The sequence below is a fragment of the Campylobacter sp. MG1 genome (genome assembly GCF_026616895.1).
Lineage (GTDB): Bacteria > Campylobacterota > Campylobacteria > Campylobacterales > Campylobacteraceae > Campylobacter_E.
The window spans coordinates 24137-40622 of the sequence record NZ_JANYME010000009.1 but is presented as its reverse complement, the minus strand read 5'-3'; the positions used below and the strand labels follow the sequence as shown (position 1 = coordinate 40622).

Here is a 16486-nt window from a genome sequence, read left to right as displayed (position 1 = left end):
AGATTGTGAAAATTTGTAACACTAAAATATATTTTGTAAAAATATAACTAATTGATAAGAGATTTTATTCTCTTATCAATTTATATTAATTGTTTTTATAATCTTGAACGAAAATATCATTACTACAATCATCAATTAAATTTAAATATCTTTCATATTGTTTTAAAATATCCACAATGATTTCTTTAGTGTTCATATATTTAATATTATAACCTACCCTACTATCACCAAAAAAAGTTATAGGTTCATAAATTATTTTTTTAGAATGATTAGGTAATTTTTCATCATCTAATAAAATTTTATTTACTTCTTTTTTTACCATACTAACACCATATATAAAATCTTTAGATAATTCTTTTTCTATAATAAATTTAATATTATTATCGCTTTCTTCTACATAAGATATTAAACCATATTCATCTAATTTATCTTTTACTTGTTTCATTGCATTTTTTACTTTAGTATTTATAAAATTTTTAATATCTTTTTCTTGTGGTTGATGCAAAATTGTATCAAGTCTTTTTTCCCAATATTCACCTGACCAATATACGCTAGAATTAGTTAAATCTGTATTAAAATATCTATCATCAACTATTAATCCCTTTAAAGTACTAAAACACATAATCACCATTAACAAAGCAAATGGTAATGCAACTAACATTGTAACACTCAATATAGCCCCTAATCCACCTGAATAAAGTAAAGATGATGATAAAATAACTAAGCTAATTCCCCATAAAATATTTTGCCATTTAATATCCTTATCTTTTCCACCACTCGCTATTGAATTTAATACTAAAATACCACTATCTGCTGAAGTTATAAAAAATATTGCCAAAACTAACAATGCTACCAAACTACTAATTTTTGCAAATGGTAACAATCCTAAAAACTCAAATAATAATTTTTCTGGACTTGATGATAAAGAACTAAGAATATTATTAATATCTAGTGACAATGCTGAATTACCAAATATACTAAACCATAAAATATTAAAGGTAGTAGGAACTATTAATACCCCAAAAATAAATTCCCTAATAGTTCTACCACGAGAAATTTTTGCTATAAAAAATCCAACAAAAGGTGCCCAACTAAGCCACCAAGCCCAATAAAATACAGTCCAAGAATTAAACCATGAAATTTGATTTTCCTCATATACATAGGTTTTAAAACTTAACTCAACTATACTTGAAAAATAATTCCCTAAATTTGAACTAAAATCTGATAAAAGCCTGACCGTATTACCGCTAAATAAAACAAAAAGCATTAAAATAAATGCTAAAAATAAATTTATTTCACTTAATTTTTTTACACCTTTTCCAACACCACTAATAGATGATATTGTAGAAATTAAAACTATTACACAAATAATAATGACTTGTTCTAAATATCCATCATTGCTTAAAAATCCAAGTTTTACCATACCTGCATTAAGCTGTGATGCTGAATATCCTAAAGTTGTGCTTATACCAAAGACAGTTACAACCAATGCTAAAATATCTATAATATGTCCCCAAAAACCATAAATTTTATCTTTTAAAAAAGGATAAAATGCACTTCTTAATGATAATGGCATTTTATATCTAAAACCAAAATATGCCATAGCTAAAGCACACACTCCATAAATTGACCAAGGATGAATTCCCCAATGAAACAATGTATGAATCATTGCATTATCATCATTAGTTATTAAAGATTTTTTATGAATTAATGGCTCAGCAACCCCAAAATACATAAGGCCTACGCCCATACCTGCTGCAAAAAGCATTGAAAGCCATGACAAAAAAGAAAATCTAGGTTCATCATCTTGAGTGCCTAATTTTATGTTGCCAAATTTAGATAATGCTAATAAAAGCATGAAACCTACAAAAAAACTAACGCTTAAAACATAAAACCAAGAAAAATTATTAAAATTTAATTGTCTTAATTTTCCTAAAATTTCGCTAGTTTCTTTTGGTATGAATATACTAAATAATGCAAGTATAATTATAAAAATAATACTAGGTATAAAAACCGCTGAATTAAAACTCGTTTTAATTTTCATACTATCTCCTTGTTTTGAAATGTTTTTCAGTGTAACAAGGCTAAATTAACGAAATCAGTGAAATTTATACAACAATTTCAATCATTTATCTAGTATTTATAAAAATAAGCCATTAACCAAAAAAGTATTTTTTAAATGATATTTAAAAATAATTAAATAAAAATTTAATTTAATTTGTAAAATATTTAAAAAAATCTTTAGCACTAAGGCTAAAGATTTTGTAATTAGAATGTATATCTTACAACAGCGTTAATTTAATTGTCAATATTAAAATCAGCTCCGAAAGTTCTTTCATAACCAAGATTTAATCTTAAGTTATCATTAAATTTATAACTTCCACCTAAGTTAAGATAAAATTTGTTATCTCTTTCACCTTTAATTATTTCTTTTACTTTTGAATTTTTAACTGTTATTGTGGTATTTTTTGGCTTATTAACATCAATTATATATCCTGCACCAAATCTTAAATTTGCATTATCATTTATATTTAAACCTGCTACTAGAGCTGGTTTGAAATGTAAATTTGTGCTTGATTTTGTATTAATAGCAATTTTATCATTTTCTACTTTTACAGATGGGGTATAATCAACGATAGCTTCAACACTAGGCTCTAAATAAAATTTATCCATATCAAATCTTTTTCCAAGCTCTAAACTCGCTAAAATTCCTGTTTTGTTTTGTTTTACTTTGTCTAAACTTACTGTATTAAAAGTCATTCTCAGTAATTAACTTTAGCTACTAAATCAGCATAATAGCCATTATCAGCTACTGCATTACATATAAACCTACGCCAAACCCTGTGCTCTTTAAAATATCATCAGCTTTTGCTTTTGATACACTACATAAAACACCTGAGTAAATTTAGTATTTTTACAATAAAGGCATAAAAATTAAAGATTTATGAACTTTGCAAATAGAAAAAACGAAAAAAATATAAAGCGATGAAACTACTTTTACACATAATTGATTTATCAACCGCACTCACACAAGTTAGCGACTATCTACTTATTATACAAAATCTAAAAATAGGTTTTTGCTAGTAATTAGCCCATACATTAGCGATAGATTTGTTTTATACATTGTATTTATCTAAAGGATATTAAAAAAGATTTTTAACTTAGTGTTATATTTAGTTAGAGTAGCTTTGTTACTTTTGGTATTTTTAAAATAAATAAAAAAAATATTAAGCTTTAATTTTATTTGATATTTTTTTTATCATTTTTAGCCTAGTATCCTTTAAACGCTAGTTTAAACTAAACTTTTTTTATATTGCAAATGGCTTGAAACTATGTTGAAGTAGAATTTCAAAGTTATTTTGATAAATCAGTATTTTTCAAATTTATTTTGATATTATTTTTAGAACCTTAAGTTATATTAAAACTATTAAAATACGAATTCAAGGACTTCACAATGTTAATTCAATTTTGTGCGTTTTATGAAATTTGCATTCGTTACACATGCGTATTTTTGTGCGTTAATTTAAACTACATCAAAAACTATTAAAGCCTTACCACATAAAGCTTTAAGCAATTTTTACAACTAAGTATTTAAAAAATTCGCTACTTTTTATGTGTAACATATACATTTACTCCTTACAATTTTTAATCTCCATTACATTATCAGCACCAAGTTGTAATTCAAGTAAATTTAAATCAATCTCATCTAAAACACTAGCATTTGTGTGATAAAGTCTAATCTATACACCTATATCAGCATCTAGGTTTCTAATCTCACCTAGTCTTTTATTTAAATTATTCCATACTAAATTATGAATAAAATTTAAATTTTGTTAAAACTTGTGTTTTAGATTTAGCATTATCATTAATATTAATAGACTTTATAAAATCATTTGTCGATATAGGTTTTGCGTTGATATCTGAACCGCTGTTACCGATATTTTCACTATCCGATTTCCAGTACATAAATAACTACCATTATTTGCTGAAATATTAATAAAAAAAAATAAACTACTATTTATAAAAAAATAATTATAAAAATTAAGGCAAATTACTTGCCTTAATCATAAAATTTTGCCTATTTTTTAGTGGCTTTTGGAGTGCAAAGCATACTCACATACTTTCCTTCTAAAACAGGCTCTTTGTCCATATTAGCAATTTCACTAATATCTTGATATATTTTCAAAAGTAATTCATCACCTAATTGTGGATTGCTTAATTCACGACCCTTTAAAAATACTCTAAATTTAACATGCTTTCCTGATTTTAGAAAATCAATAGCGTGTTTAACTTTATAGTTAATATCATTTTGAGCTATTTTTACAGAAAGTTTAATTTCTTTAACTTCAATTACTTTTTGTTTTTTCTTAGCATCTTTTAGCTTTTTTTCTTGTTGATAGCATAATTTACTATAGTCAACAATTTTACAAACAGGTGGCTTAGCATCTTTTGCGATTAATACTAAATCAAGTCCTAAATTAGCAGCAATTTGATTTGCCTCATCACTGCTAATTATTCCATACTGAGTGCCATCATCACCTATACATCTAACCTCTACTAAATCTATTTCTTCATTTAACAATACATCTTTTTCTTTACTCAAAATACTACCTCGTTTTGTTTTTCTTTAATTAGTTTCAAAAATTCCTCCATTGTAAGTGTTGATTGTTGTTTAGCTCTTCTATCTCTTAAAGCTACTTGATTATTGTTTATTTCTTCATCTCCGATTACTGCTATATAAGGCACTTTTAACATTTCTGCATTTCTTATCTTTTTACCTAAAGTATCGTTTTTCTCATTAATATCAGCATCAACTCCAAGCTCTAATAATTCTTTTTGTAATGCTTTTGAATACTCAATATGCTTTTCACCTACTGGTAAAATCATAACTTGAATTGGAGCTATAAAGAATGGTAATTCTCCTGCTGTATGTTCAAGCAATATGCCTAAAAATCTTTCAAAACTTCCAAGTAAAGCACGATGAAGCATTACAGGGCGTTTTTTCTCATTGTTTTCATCTGTATATTCAAGCTCAAATCTTTCAGGTAGGTTAAAATCTACTTGAATAGTTCCACATTGCCATTTGCGTTTAAGTGCGTCTAGGATTTTAATATCAATTTTTGGACCATAGAAAGCTCCACCACCTTCATCAACTCCGTATTTAATACCTTCTTCATCTAAAGCTTCCATTAAAGCTTTTGTAGCAACTTCCCAAATCTCATCACTTCCTATTGATTTTTCAGGTTTTGTTGAGATTTCTAGTTCCCATTCAAATCCAAAAGTTACCATAATTTTTTTAGCAAAATCTAAAATCTCTTTTACTAAGGTTTTTATTTGACTTGGCATACAGAAAATATGGCTATCATCTTGAGTAAATTCACGAACTCTTAAAAGCCCGTGTAAAGCCCCACTCATTTCATGGCGATGAACCATTCCGTATTCAAAGAATTTAATAGGCAAATCTTTATAACTTCTACCTTCACTTTTATAGCAGAATACATGTCCTACGCAGTTCATTGGTTTTATTCCGTATTCTTGCTCATCAATTCTAGTAAAATACATATTTTCTTTATAGTTTGCATAATGTCCGCTTGTTTTCCAAACGCTAGAATTTAGTAATTCAGGGCCACGAACAGGCTCATAAAATCTAACCCTATGAGCTTTATATAAAATATGCTCTAATTTATTTCTAACTCTTGCACCATTTTTAAGCCATAATGGTAAGCCGCCACCAATTTGTTCGCTAAATGTGAATAATTTTAAATCATTTCCTAGTTTTCTATGGTCTCTTTTTTTAGCTTCTTCTATCATTGTTAGATAGTCTTTTAAAGCTTCTTTTGTTGCAAATGCGATACCATAAATTCTAACTAGCATTTCATTTTTTTCATCGCCGCCTAAATAAGCACCTGCTAATTTTGTTAATTTAAAATTCTTAAGCATTTTAGTGTGTGGTAAATGTGGCCCACGACATAGGTCGGTAAATTCACCTTGAGAATATGTGCTAATTTCTCCACTTAAACGACTTAAAACTGCTTGTTTTAATTCATCATTTTTAAACTTTTCACAAGCAGCTTCATAGCTCATTGTATTTTTTATCATAGGAGAGCCTTTTTTTGCAAGCTCTTTCATTTTATCTTCAATTACTTTTAAATCTTCTTCGCTGATTTTTTCATCTACTTTAAAATCATAATAAAAACCTTCATCAACGCAAGGTCCTACGAAAAATTTAGCATTTTTATATAATTGTGTAATAGCTTCAGCTAAAAGGTGAGCACAGCTATGGCGAATGATTTCAAGTGCCATAGGACTATCATCATAGAAAATTGGCTCAAGTCCTGCTCCATCAGTGCTTAAAGTATCATAAATATTTTTATCTTTATCGTAATATCCTATTATTTCCATTATTAATCCTTTAAATTTTTATAAATTTCATTAAGATTTTTATACAAACTATCATAGTTTATATCATTTTGCTCTAGTAGTTCATATAAGATTACATTGTCTTCTTTACCATTCCAAAGTTTTTTATAAGTTCCATTTTTATAGCCGTTATCTTGGCGGAATTTATTTAAGACATTTTTACCAATGTAGATTTTATAAAGTCTTGTAAATTCTAACTCACAACTACACATTAGCTTTAAAAATATTTCTGTAATTTGCGTTATGTTTAGCTCTTTTGCACTACTTGTGTGAATTAATTCTCTTGAAAGTTCTAAAATATCATTTAAATTTTTATTTGTTTTATTGAATTTAAATTCTGAAATCGTGTTTATAAGTTCTTTTTGTTGATTTTGCATAATTGCAAGGCTTAAAATAAAATGCCAAATATCAACTAATTCAATTTGAATATTTTCTAAATCCCAACTAGCATCTATGCTTTTCCAATGTTTCCAAGGCATAGAATCAACGAGTTCAGCACATTCCATATAAATACAACGAGCAAAATCAATTAAGCGATTTTCCTTTGTATAACCTTTTTCCCAACCAATTCCGCAAGTTGCGTTATTTAAAGCTTGCTGTAAGCTTAACATATCATTAGTATATTGTAATTTCATCATCCCTTCTACATCAAAAAATATCAAAATACTAGCAAAATTATTTAACAATCAAGCGTAGTGCTAAAAATTTTTTTAACTTGTGCTTTAAAATATAAATAATCATCTTTAAAACTCACTTCGCAAATATCATTGCTTTTTGGATAAATAGTAGCCTTTTCATCAACTAATTTAAGCATTCTAGCATAATAAAAACAAGCGTTCATTCCAGTTCCACAAGCTAAAGTTTCTCCAACTCCACGCTCATAAGTTCTAACATATAAAACCCCGTCTTTAAAAGTTGCGTAATTTACATTTGCATCATATTTTTCTCTTAAATATTTAGCATTTTCTTCGTTGTAGTTTTGCACTCCATCAAGAGTTACTAGGTGTGGCACACCTGTATCAATTAGGCAAAATACATTTTGAAATTCCACTAAATTTTCGTGTATAACCTTAGCTTTAGTTAATCTAATTTCTACAAAATCATCATCAAAAATTGTCGCCTTAATAATCCCTGCACCAGTTAAAAAACTCATATTTTTATTTGCTAAATTTTGAGTGTAAGCAAAATGTGCCGCAGCTCTTGCACCATTACCACACATATTAGCTTTTGAGCCATCTTGATTGTAAAATCCCCAAGTAAAATCATAATCTTTATCATTTTTTTTGATTACAATAAGCCCATCAGCACCTATTCCACTATGTCTATTGCATAATTTTATGGCTAATTTACTTAAATAATTTTCATCTAAATTATTAGTTTGAAAAATAATAAAATCATTTCCATTTGCGTAGTATTTATGAAATTCCATGTTTTTCCTTTAGTTTTTGGATAAGTTTTAGCGAGTTATCTTTAAAATCTTCTAAATTACCATCGTTTTTGATTAAATAACTTGCAAATTTTATTTTTTTGTCTATGTGTAATTGAGAATTTAATCTTAGTTTTGCTTCAAATTCTGTTAAATTATTTCTATTCATAAGTCTTGTTAAAGATAATTCATAAGGGCAATAAATCACAATTTTATTAAGCAAAAAATTATAATTGCTATTTTCAAAAAACAAGGGAATTTCTACAAAAATTATTTTATTTTTATTTTGTTTGATTTTTTTGAGAATTTCTTTTTTGATTTTTGAGTGCATTATTTTTTCTAATTTTTTCTTAGCTGTTTTGTCATTAAAAATCACATTTGCTACTGCTCGTTTTTTTTCTTTTAAGAATTTGAAATAGGAATTTGAAATATTTAATTTTTTACGAATTTGTTTCCATTTGTAGCAAAAAACTTTTGAAGAAATTTCATCAGCACTAATGCAAAATATTTCATTTTCTTTAGCAATATTTAAAAATGTAGATTTACCACAAGCAATGCTAGATGTTATTACATAAATATTTTTATAATACCTTTTAACTCTTTTAAATTTTTGTAACAATTCTTCACTCTTTTTTTAAAATCTATAAATTAAATTAATGATTTGTCTTAAGGCTTAATTTAAAGCATTATATTATAATTTAAAATTAAATTTTTAGTAAGGAGGCAGCCATGGAGAACAAAAGAAGAGCTTTTCTTAAAAAAGCATTAAGTGCTGGAGCTACCTGTGCTGTTGCTAGCGTAGGTTTAAATGCAGCAACAAGTAGCGAAAATAATAGCTCTGGTGTAGTATCTGGTCGTGCAAAGAAAAAAGAAGTGTTATATAAAAAGACCCTTCACTGGGAAAAATTTTATAAAATTGCATATTAATTTATAGAAAGGATTTAAATGCGTAATTTAGGTAGAAGAAGCTTTTTAAAACTTGCAGCAGTTGCAGGTGCAAGCACTACCGCATTTGGTGCGACAAACGCAACCTTAAAGGCAGATGAAAAAGTTAAAATGCCTTATGAAGGTAGTAAAAGTGTTCGCACAGTTTGCTCTATTTGTAGTGCTGGTTGTGGTATAGAAGCTGAAGTAGTAAATGGTGTTTGGGTTAGACAAAATAACGCAATAGACCATCCAATTTCACTTGGAAGTCATTGCTGTAAGGGAATTGACCAAATTGATTTAACCAAATCAAAATGTCGTGTTAAATACCCATTAAAAAGAGTTAATGGTAAATGGGAAAGAATTAGCTGGGAACAAGCTGTAAATGAAATCGGCGATAAAATGCTAGATATTAGAAAAGAAAGCGGTCCTGATAGCGTAATGTTTTTAGGTTCAGCTAAGTTTAACAATCAACAAGCATATTATTTTAGAAAATTTGCTGCATTTTGGGGAACAAACTCAATAGATCACGTAGCTAGAATTTGACACAGCGCAACAGTAGCCGGTGTGGCTAATACTTGGGGATATGGCGCTATGACAAATCACTTTGGTGATGTTGTAGGTAATACAAAATGTATGATTATGTTTGGTGCAAACTCAGCAGTTGCAAACCCTATTGGATTTAAGCATATTTTACAAGCTAAAGATAGAAATAATGCTCCTTTAATCGTAGTTGATCCTATTTTTACAAGAAGTGCAGCTCATGCTGATATTTATGTAAGAATTCGTCCAGGAACTGACATTGCATTTGTATATGGAATGTTAAATCTTATTTTTGAAAATGGTTGGGAAGACAAAGAAATAATCAAAAATAGGTCTTATGGAGTTGATTTAATTCGTGAAGAAGCTAAAAAATATACTCCTAGCGAAGTTGCTGATATTTGCGGATGTAGTGAAGAAATTCTAATTCAAGTTACAAAATTATTTGCGACTACAAAACCTGCTACACTATTTTGGTCATTAGGTATTACTCAACATTCAGTTGGTAGTTCAAATACTCGTATTTTAGCTATTTTACAATTAGTGTTAGGAAATATTGGAAAACCTGGTGGCGGAACTAATATTATTCGTGGTCACGATAATGTTCAAGGTGCAACAGATATGGGATGTTTAGCAGACACACTTCCTGCTTATTATGGCTTAGCTGAAGGTGCTTGGAAACATTTTTGCAATTTTTGGGGAGTTAGCTATGAATATATGCAAAAACGCTTCGTAGATGATAGTGCAAATGGTGGCAAAAAATGGATGCACGAAAAAGGATTTAGTTTATCTCGCTGGTGGCAAGGTGTTAAAGGCGTAGTTCCTTATGGCACGGATACAACTCATTCAAATGCTCCTGTTAGAGTTCTTTGGGTTCAAGGAACTGGAATTACTTCTATGGCTCACACTGTTAAAATTCAAGAAGCACTTAAAAAACTTGATTTAATAGTAGTTGCTGAACCATTTGTAAATGAAGTTGCAGTTTTAGCAGACCGCCCTGATGGAATTTATATACTTCCTGCTTCAACTCAATTTGAAACAGAAGGATATGTAACAGCTACAAATCGTTCTATGCAATGGAGAAGCCAAGTAGTAAAACCAATTTATGAAAGTAAAGAAGACCAAGAGATTATGTTTATGTTTGCTAAGAAATTTGGCTTTTATACAGAATATACTCGTGGTATGAAACTTGAACTTCAAAATCATAAATTAGTTCAGGTAATTCCTGATGATGTTGATGCAAAATGGCCTGATGATGCTACAAGAGAAATGAGTAATGGTTTATTATCAATTGGTCTTCGTGGTATTAGTGCAGAGCGTTTAAGAAAACATCAAGCAAATTGGGCTAATTTTGACCCTGATACTTTAATGGGTATTGGTGGAGATGTAAAAGGCGAATACTATGGCTTACCTTGGCCTGTATGGGATGCAAAACACCCTGGAACTGCTATTTTATGGAACCCAAATGTTCCTTATGAAAAAGGTGGAATGGGCTTTAGAAATAGATTTGGACTTGAGCATAATGGAGTTAGTCAGTTAGCTGATAATTCATTCACTCCTGTTGGTTCTAAAGTTAAAGGTGGTTATCCTGAAATTAAAAAAGATAATATTGAGCAAGTATTTGGTATTACATTAAGTGATGAAGAAAAAGAATTAATGGGTAATTCTTGGAGCACAGATATTTCAGGAATTATATTAGAAAAATGCCGTGAAAAAAGTGCTTGTTGCTTAGGAAATGCAAGAGCTAGAACTATAGTTTGGGAATTTAGCGACCAAATTCCAAAACATAGAGAGCCAGTGCATTCACCAAGATGGGATTTGGTGCAAAAATATCCAACATTTGACGACCAAACAACTCCAAATTTCCGTGTTACTACAATGTTTAAGAGCGAGCAACAAAAACAAGACTGGAGCAAGGATTTTCCTATTATCATTAGCTCAATGCGTTTAGTAAATCTAAGTGGTGCTGGTATGCTTGAGAGAACTAGTAAATATTTAGCTGATATTACACCTGAAATGTTTGCTAATGTTCATCCAGAGCTTGCAATGCAACACAATATTGGCGATGGAGAAATGATGTGGATACATAGCCCGCAAGGAACTAAGATTAAAGTAAAATGTATTCACAATAGAAGTGTAACTCCAGATAGAATTTGCTTACCTTACAACTTCGCTGGTGTTTTACAAGGAGTTGATTTAAGTCATAACTATCCAGAAGGCACTAAACCTTATACAATAGGCGAAATGTCAAATACGGTTACAAACTATGGTTTTGATCCAAATACACAAATTAGCGAATTTAACGCTGGACTTTGCAAGATAGAAAGGGCATAAAAATGGCTAGAATGAAGTTTTTTGTTGATAAAAATCGTTGTATTGGTTGTTTTGCTTGTCAAGTTGCGTGTTCAAGCGGACATGAAGTTCCTATTGGTATTAAAAGAAGAAAAGTAATTACTTTAAATGATGGTATTGAAGGCAAAGAAGTGTCAATGACAATAGCATGTCAGCATTGCACTGACGCACCTTGTGCTCAAGTTTGCCCTGTTAAATGCTTTTATATTCGTGAAGATGGTATCGTATTACACGATAAAAAAGAATGTATTGGTTGTGGTTATTGCTTATATGCTTGTCCATTTGGTGCTCCACAATTTCCAAGAGATGGAGCGTTTGGAATTAAAGGCGAAATGGATAAATGTACAATGTGTGCAGGAGGTCCTGAAGAGACAAATAGTGATGAAGAAAGAGAGCTTTACGGACAAAACCGCATAAGCGAAGGAAGAGTGCCTATTTGTGCTGCTGTATGTGCTACAAATGCACTTTTAGTTGGAGATGAGAGCGAAGTTTCTAATGTATATAGAAAGCGTGTTTTAACTAAAAATGCAAATGTTAATTTAAGTAATATGTTTATTTAATTTAAATTAGGAGAGATGATGGAATTTTTAATTTTTGTTGGAGTTTTACTAGCTTTAATAATAGTCATTTTAATAAAGTCTATAATTATAGTGTCGCAAAGCGATATTGTAATAGTTGAGCGATTAGGTAAATTTCACAAAGAATTAAGCGGAGGATTTCATTTAATCTTTCCTTTTATTGATATGGTTAAATCAATAATTACTATTAAAGAGCAACTAATAGATATAGAAAAACAACAAGTTATTACAAAAGATAATGTAAATATTTTAGTTGATGGGATAGTTTTTCTAAAAGTAACAAATGGAAAAATGGCATTTTATAATGTTGAAAATTATAAAAAAGCTATATCAAATTTAGCTATGACAACTCTTAGGGGTGAGATTGGCGGTATGTATCTTGATGATACTTTAAGTAGTCGTGATAGTTTAAATAGTGCTTTACAAATTGCACTTGGAGATGCTGCTGATAACTGGGGTGTAAAAATTATGAGAGTAGAAATTTCTGAAATTTCAGTTCCTAGTGGCATAGAAGAAGCAATGAATTTACAAATGAAAGCTGAAAGAGAAAAAAGAGCTATAGAATTAAACGCTGAAGCACAAAAAGTAGCACTTATAAAAAATGCTGAAGCATTAAAGCAAGAGCAAGTTTTAAACGCTGAAGCAATAGAAAGAATGGCTGATGCTAAAAAATACGAACAAATTGCATTAGCTCAAGGTCAAAAAGAAGCTATGAATAACATAAATGAAGCAATGGCACAAAACATTAATGCAGCTGAGTTTTTATTAGCTAAAGGCAGAGTAGAAGCATTTTTAGCTTTAGCAAAAAGTGAAAATAAAGATAAAATATTAGTTCCTTATGAAAGCACTGAATTAATAGGAGCTTTAAGTGTATTAAAAGAATTTGTAGGCAAAAAATGAGTAGCCTATATTTACTTTGTATAGGAATATTTTTAGGAATTTTAGAATTATTAGTCGGTAGTTTTTATATAATATTTTTTGCTATAGGATTTATTATTGTCGGTGCAATTAATTTAATAAAGCCATTAGATTTAGAATTACAAATAATATTAATTGCTGTTATATCTCTTGTTTTACTTATAATTTTTAAATTTTTTGTTAAAACTAAAAAAGTAGAGAATTATGACGATGATTTTTTAAATACTCAAGGCGAAGGCGTTGTTAAAAATGGTATGATTTATTATAAAGGCTCATTTTGGCAAACAACTGATAATTTAACCTTAAAAGAAGGTGAAATTGTAAAAATTGAAAAAATCCACAATAATAAAGTAAAAATCAAACAAGATTAATTTTTATAACTTTCAATTATATTATTGAGTTTTTTTTCAAATTTTTCGTATTTTTTAATAATATCTTTATGTATATCTAATTTATTATAAAATTTTCTACGAGATAAAAATAAACTTTCTTTAATTTTCAAAATATTTTTTAAATTTATTTCCCTTTTTATAGAATTAAAAGAATTGCTAAGTTTTAAAGGCATTAAAAATTTATCATTACTAAAATACTTTCTAAATGCATTCATATCATGCAAAAATAGTGCTAAATCATTTTCATTATTAAAACAATAATTAACAAAATCCTTATTAGCCTTAATATAAGAGTGTATAAATTTAATCTCATCATCTTTTAATACATTTACTAATGTATTAGCATACCTATTGCAGCGACTAGCAAGAATTAAAAGAATAGCATTCCTTTTGTCATTAAAAGAAAAATGAGATTTCCTAATACTATCAACATAATATTCAATATCATTAAATTTAATCAAAGAATAAATTTTAAGTAAATTTTGCGATACCAAATTTTCAGCAATCCTATCAAGTCTAACATTATTTTCACAGGCTAATATAAAATTAGCTTGTTCTAATTCAATAAGTTCTAAAGAATTATCCTTTACGAACTTATTGAATTCAGTTGCTAATTTTTTAACTTCTTCTTGCATTATCTATTCATTGAAATATAGCTATTTAATGCACCTAAATATGCTTTAGCACTTGCTTTCATTGTATCAAAATCAAGCCCATGTCCAATAATTGCACGCTGACCTTCAAAGCTAACTTTTACACTAACTTGTGCTAATGCATCCTTGCCCTTAGTAACCGCATCAACCTTATAATCAAGTAAATTACCACCAACTTTACTAGTTCTATCAATTACTTTAAACACAGCATCAATTACACCATCTCCAATAGCAGCTTCGCTAATTATTACACCATCACAATCCATAGTAACAGCTGCAGTTGCTAAACCTGAAGAACAATCAGTTACTTGTAAATTTAATAATTTGAATCTTTCTTCTATTTTAATCTTATCAGCAGCTACTATTGCTATCAAGTCATCATCAAATACTTCCTTTTTCTTATCGCAAAGGTCTTTAAACTCTGCAAATGCACGATTTAACTCATCAGTATCTAATGTAAAACCAAGAGATTTTAATTTATCATTAAACGCTGCTCTTCCGCTGTGTTTTCCTAAGACTAAATTATCTTGAACTAAGCCTATATCACTAGCTTTCATAATCTCATAAGTTTCACGACATTTTAAAACACCATCTTGATGGATTCCACTTTCGTGTGTAAATGCGTTTTTACCTACTATTGCTTTATTCGGCTGTGGATTTACACCAATTATATTTGATAACAATCTACTTGCTGGATAAATCTCTTTAGTATTTATATTCATATCAAATTCACCAAGTTCATCGCCTCTTACTTTAAATGCCATTACTAATTCTTCAAGTGCAGCATTACCAGCACGTTCTCCTAGACCGTTTAAAGTAACTTCAACCTGTCTTGCACCTGCTAAAACTGAATATATAGTATTTGCAGTAGCTAAACCTAAATCATTATGATGATGTGCTGATACTATAAGCCTTCCTTTAGTATAATCACTAATCTCTTTAAATACTTTATAAATTTCATTTGGCATTCTATATCCAACTGTATCTGGCAAATTTAATGTCCTTGCACCTGCTTCATAGACTGCATCAGCCATTTCTTTTAAAAAATTTACATCACTTCTTAAAGCGTCTTCACAAGAAAACTCAACATCATCACATAAACTCTTAGCTAATTTTACATTCTTAACTGCAGTTGCTAAAACTTCTGCTGGAGTTTTTTTAAGCTTGTATTCCATATGAATTGGGCTTGTCGCAATAAAAGTATGAATGCGTTTTTTAGCTGCTGGTTCAAGTGCTTTACCTGCTTGAATAATGTCGTTTTCTACACATCTTGCAAGAGAACAAACGCTTGAGCTTTTAATAATTTGTGCAATTTTATTAATCGCTTCGTAATCTCCTGGACTAGATGCTGCAAACCCTACTTCCATAACATCAACACCCAAACGCTCAAGCGCTAAAGCTATTTGGATTTTTTCTTCTGTATTCATTGAAGCACCTGGACTTTGCTCACCATCTCTTAAAGTTGTATCAAATATTATAATTCTTTCTTTCATTTTTTCTTTCCTTATTTTTTAATATATATTATAAATTTTTAAAATTAAAAATGACTATAGTTCGCCCTTATGGGCGAAGGAGTGTAGAATTTTTTACAAGATAATAAGTACATTTATCATCAGATACTTTTTCTTGGTATTCATTATGTTTTAAAATAAAATTCTCAATTAATTGTCTAAAACTACTAAAACCATAATTTTTAGCGTGAAAATCAGAATATTTTTTCTGCATATATGTATTTATTACTGCATATTCTGCTCTAGTTTTTTCATCAATTAAATTATCTATTATTTGCTCTAATTCTTTTAATTGCTCTTTTGGAATTGCCTTTAATCTATCTTTATCATTGCATTTGACTTTTTCATTATCCAAATAAAAAAACTCATTAAATGAATTTACATATGATTTTAAAGATTTATTAGTTCCTATTCCGATTACTAATTTTTTGTTTTCTCTTAATTTTTGAGCCAAACTCGTATAATCACTATCACCTGAAACTATAACAAAAACATCTATTTGTTTTTCATAAAATATGCTTAAAGCTTCAGTTGTAAGATACATATCAGATGAGTTTTTACCCGATGAAGTAGAAAATTGCTGCATTGCAATAATGCCATAATCAAATATTTTTTCACGCCAATTTTGAATATTTTCTTTACTCCAATCAGCATATATTCTTTTAATAATAACATTTCCATAATTAGAAGCATAGTCAAATATTTCTCTAGCATATTTTGCAGGTATGTTTTCTGCATCTATAAATACTGCTACGCTACTATTATCCAACAT

At 29.0% G+C, this 16486-nt stretch carries 16 protein-coding genes; 5 read left to right on the top strand and 11 right to left on the bottom strand.

The genetic code is table 11. The features are described from left to right. Nucleotides 1-85: 85 nt before the first annotated feature. The 8 genes from NY022_RS07820 to coaE form a co-directional block, all read right to left on the bottom strand. Nucleotides 86-2044 carry a BCCT family transporter gene (locus tag NY022_RS07820; RefSeq protein WP_267525033.1) on the bottom strand — a complete coding sequence of 653 codons (1959 nt, stop codon included), beginning with the start codon at nt 2042-2044 and terminating at the stop codon, nt 86-88. 254 nt (nt 2045-2298) lie between these two features. Then, on the bottom strand, nt 2299-2760 hold the full coding sequence (locus tag NY022_RS07815) for an autotransporter outer membrane beta-barrel domain-containing protein (protein ID WP_267525032.1): 462 nt from the start codon (nt 2758-2760) through the stop codon (nt 2299-2301). Nucleotides 2761-3810: 1050 nt separating this feature from the next. After that, nucleotides 3811-3966, bottom strand: coding sequence for a hypothetical protein (locus tag NY022_RS07810; protein ID WP_267525030.1), 156 nt, complete (start codon nt 3964-3966; stop codon nt 3811-3813). Nucleotides 3967-4078: 112 nt separating this feature from the next. Next, entirely contained in the window at nt 4079-4603 is a 525-nt protein-coding gene (gene infC / locus NY022_RS07805; RefSeq protein ID WP_267525028.1) for a translation initiation factor IF-3, read from the bottom strand. Further along, nucleotides 4600-6402 (bottom strand): threonine--tRNA ligase, encoded by a 1803-nt coding sequence (thrS, locus tag NY022_RS07800; RefSeq protein WP_214117010.1) that lies wholly within the window; start codon nt 6400-6402, stop codon nt 4600-4602. Before thrS ends, infC begins: the two co-directional genes overlap by 4 nt. Nucleotides 6403-6404: 2 nt before the next feature. Continuing rightward, nucleotides 6405-7106 (bottom strand): dUTP diphosphatase, encoded by a 702-nt coding sequence (locus tag NY022_RS07795; RefSeq protein WP_420707988.1) that lies wholly within the window; start codon nt 7104-7106, stop codon nt 6405-6407. Continuing rightward, nucleotides 7100-7849 carry a diaminopimelate epimerase gene (gene dapF, locus NY022_RS07790; RefSeq protein WP_267525025.1) on the bottom strand — a complete coding sequence of 250 codons (750 nt, stop codon included), beginning with the start codon at nt 7847-7849 and terminating at the stop codon, nt 7100-7102. The genes NY022_RS07795 and dapF overlap by 7 nt, the downstream gene beginning before the upstream one ends. Then, nucleotides 7836-8465, bottom strand: a complete 630-nt coding sequence (gene coaE, locus NY022_RS07785; RefSeq protein ID WP_267525024.1) for a dephospho-CoA kinase — start codon at nt 8463-8465, stop codon at nt 7836-7838. Before coaE ends, dapF begins: the two co-directional genes overlap by 14 nt. Before the next feature lie 110 nt (nt 8466-8575). On the opposite strand from coaE, the gene NY022_RS07780 reads away from it, so the two are divergent. The 5 genes from NY022_RS07780 to NY022_RS07760 are packed head-to-tail and all read left to right on the top strand — an operon-like array spanning nt 8576 to nt 13529. After that, a complete protein-coding gene (locus tag NY022_RS07780; RefSeq protein WP_214116989.1) occupies nt 8576-8773 on the top strand; it encodes a twin-arginine translocation signal domain-containing protein in 198 nt (65 codons plus the stop codon). A gap of 18 nt (nt 8774-8791) precedes the next feature. Next, nucleotides 8792-11644: a formate dehydrogenase subunit alpha gene (locus NY022_RS07775; RefSeq protein WP_267525021.1), complete on the top strand. Its 2853-nt coding sequence runs from the start codon at nt 8792-8794 to the stop codon at nt 11642-11644. A gap of 2 nt (nt 11645-11646) precedes the next feature. Next, nucleotides 11647-12222: a formate dehydrogenase FDH3 subunit beta gene (fdh3B, locus tag NY022_RS07770; protein ID WP_267525087.1), complete on the top strand. Its 576-nt coding sequence runs from the start codon at nt 11647-11649 to the stop codon at nt 12220-12222. Between the two features lie 15 nt (nt 12223-12237). Then, entirely contained in the window at nt 12238-13140 is a 903-nt protein-coding gene (locus tag NY022_RS07765; RefSeq protein WP_214116983.1) for an SPFH domain-containing protein, read from the top strand. Then, a complete protein-coding gene (locus NY022_RS07760) occupies nt 13137-13529 on the top strand; it encodes an NfeD family protein (RefSeq protein ID WP_214116980.1) in 393 nt (130 codons plus the stop codon). Before NY022_RS07765 ends, NY022_RS07760 begins: the two co-directional genes overlap by 4 nt. Here the strand turns inward: NY022_RS07760 and NY022_RS07755 are convergent. The 3 genes from NY022_RS07755 to NY022_RS07745 all read right to left on the bottom strand — a co-directional run bounded on the left by NY022_RS07755 (nt 13526) and on the right by NY022_RS07745 (nt 16483). Further along, the gene (locus NY022_RS07755) at nt 13526-14185 is read right to left on the bottom strand and encodes a hypothetical protein (RefSeq protein ID WP_267525018.1); all 660 of its coding nucleotides are present in this window, start codon (nt 14183-14185) and stop codon (nt 13526-13528) included. The genes NY022_RS07760 and NY022_RS07755 overlap by 4 nt on opposite strands. Beyond that, nucleotides 14185-15696, bottom strand: a complete 1512-nt coding sequence (locus NY022_RS07750; RefSeq protein ID WP_267525016.1) for a 2-isopropylmalate synthase — start codon at nt 15694-15696, stop codon at nt 14185-14187. Before NY022_RS07750 ends, NY022_RS07755 begins: the two co-directional genes overlap by 1 nt. A 67-nt stretch (nt 15697-15763) precedes the next feature. Further along, on the bottom strand, nt 15764-16483 hold the full coding sequence (locus NY022_RS07745; protein WP_267525085.1) for an NYN domain-containing protein: 720 nt from the start codon (nt 16481-16483) through the stop codon (nt 15764-15766). Nucleotides 16484-16486: the final 3 nt, after the last annotated feature.

Bases quoted from the DNA above. Each gene is read 5' to 3' on its own strand.
- NY022_RS07810 (WP_267525030.1), bottom strand. From the start codon at position 3,966: ATGTACTGGAAATCGGATAGTGAAAATATCGGTAACAGCGGTTCAGAT.
- thrS (WP_214117010.1), bottom strand. From the start codon at position 6,402: ATGGAAATAATAGGATATTACGATAAAGATAAAAATATTTATGATACT.
- NY022_RS07760 (WP_214116980.1), top strand. From the start codon at position 13,137: ATGAGTAGCCTATATTTACTTTGTATAGGAATATTTTTAGGAATTTTA.
- NY022_RS07750 (WP_267525016.1), bottom strand. From the start codon at position 15,696: ATGAAAGAAAGAATTATAATATTTGATACAACTTTAAGAGATGGTGAG.
- fdh3B (WP_267525087.1), top strand. From the start codon at position 11,647: ATGGCTAGAATGAAGTTTTTTGTTGATAAAAATCGTTGTATTGGTTGT.
- NY022_RS07820 (WP_267525033.1), bottom strand. From the start codon at position 2,044: ATGAAAATTAAAACGAGTTTTAATTCAGCGGTTTTTATACCTAGTATT.
- NY022_RS07755 (WP_267525018.1), bottom strand. From the start codon at position 14,185: ATGCAAGAAGAAGTTAAAAAATTAGCAACTGAATTCAATAAGTTCGTA.
- NY022_RS07815 (WP_267525032.1), bottom strand. From the start codon at position 2,760: ATGACTTTTAATACAGTAAGTTTAGACAAAGTAAAACAAAACAAAACA.
- NY022_RS07780 (WP_214116989.1), top strand. From the start codon at position 8,576: ATGGAGAACAAAAGAAGAGCTTTTCTTAAAAAAGCATTAAGTGCTGGA.
- NY022_RS07765 (WP_214116983.1), top strand. From the start codon at position 12,238: ATGATGGAATTTTTAATTTTTGTTGGAGTTTTACTAGCTTTAATAATA.
- dapF (WP_267525025.1), bottom strand. From the start codon at position 7,849: ATGGAATTTCATAAATACTACGCAAATGGAAATGATTTTATTATTTTT.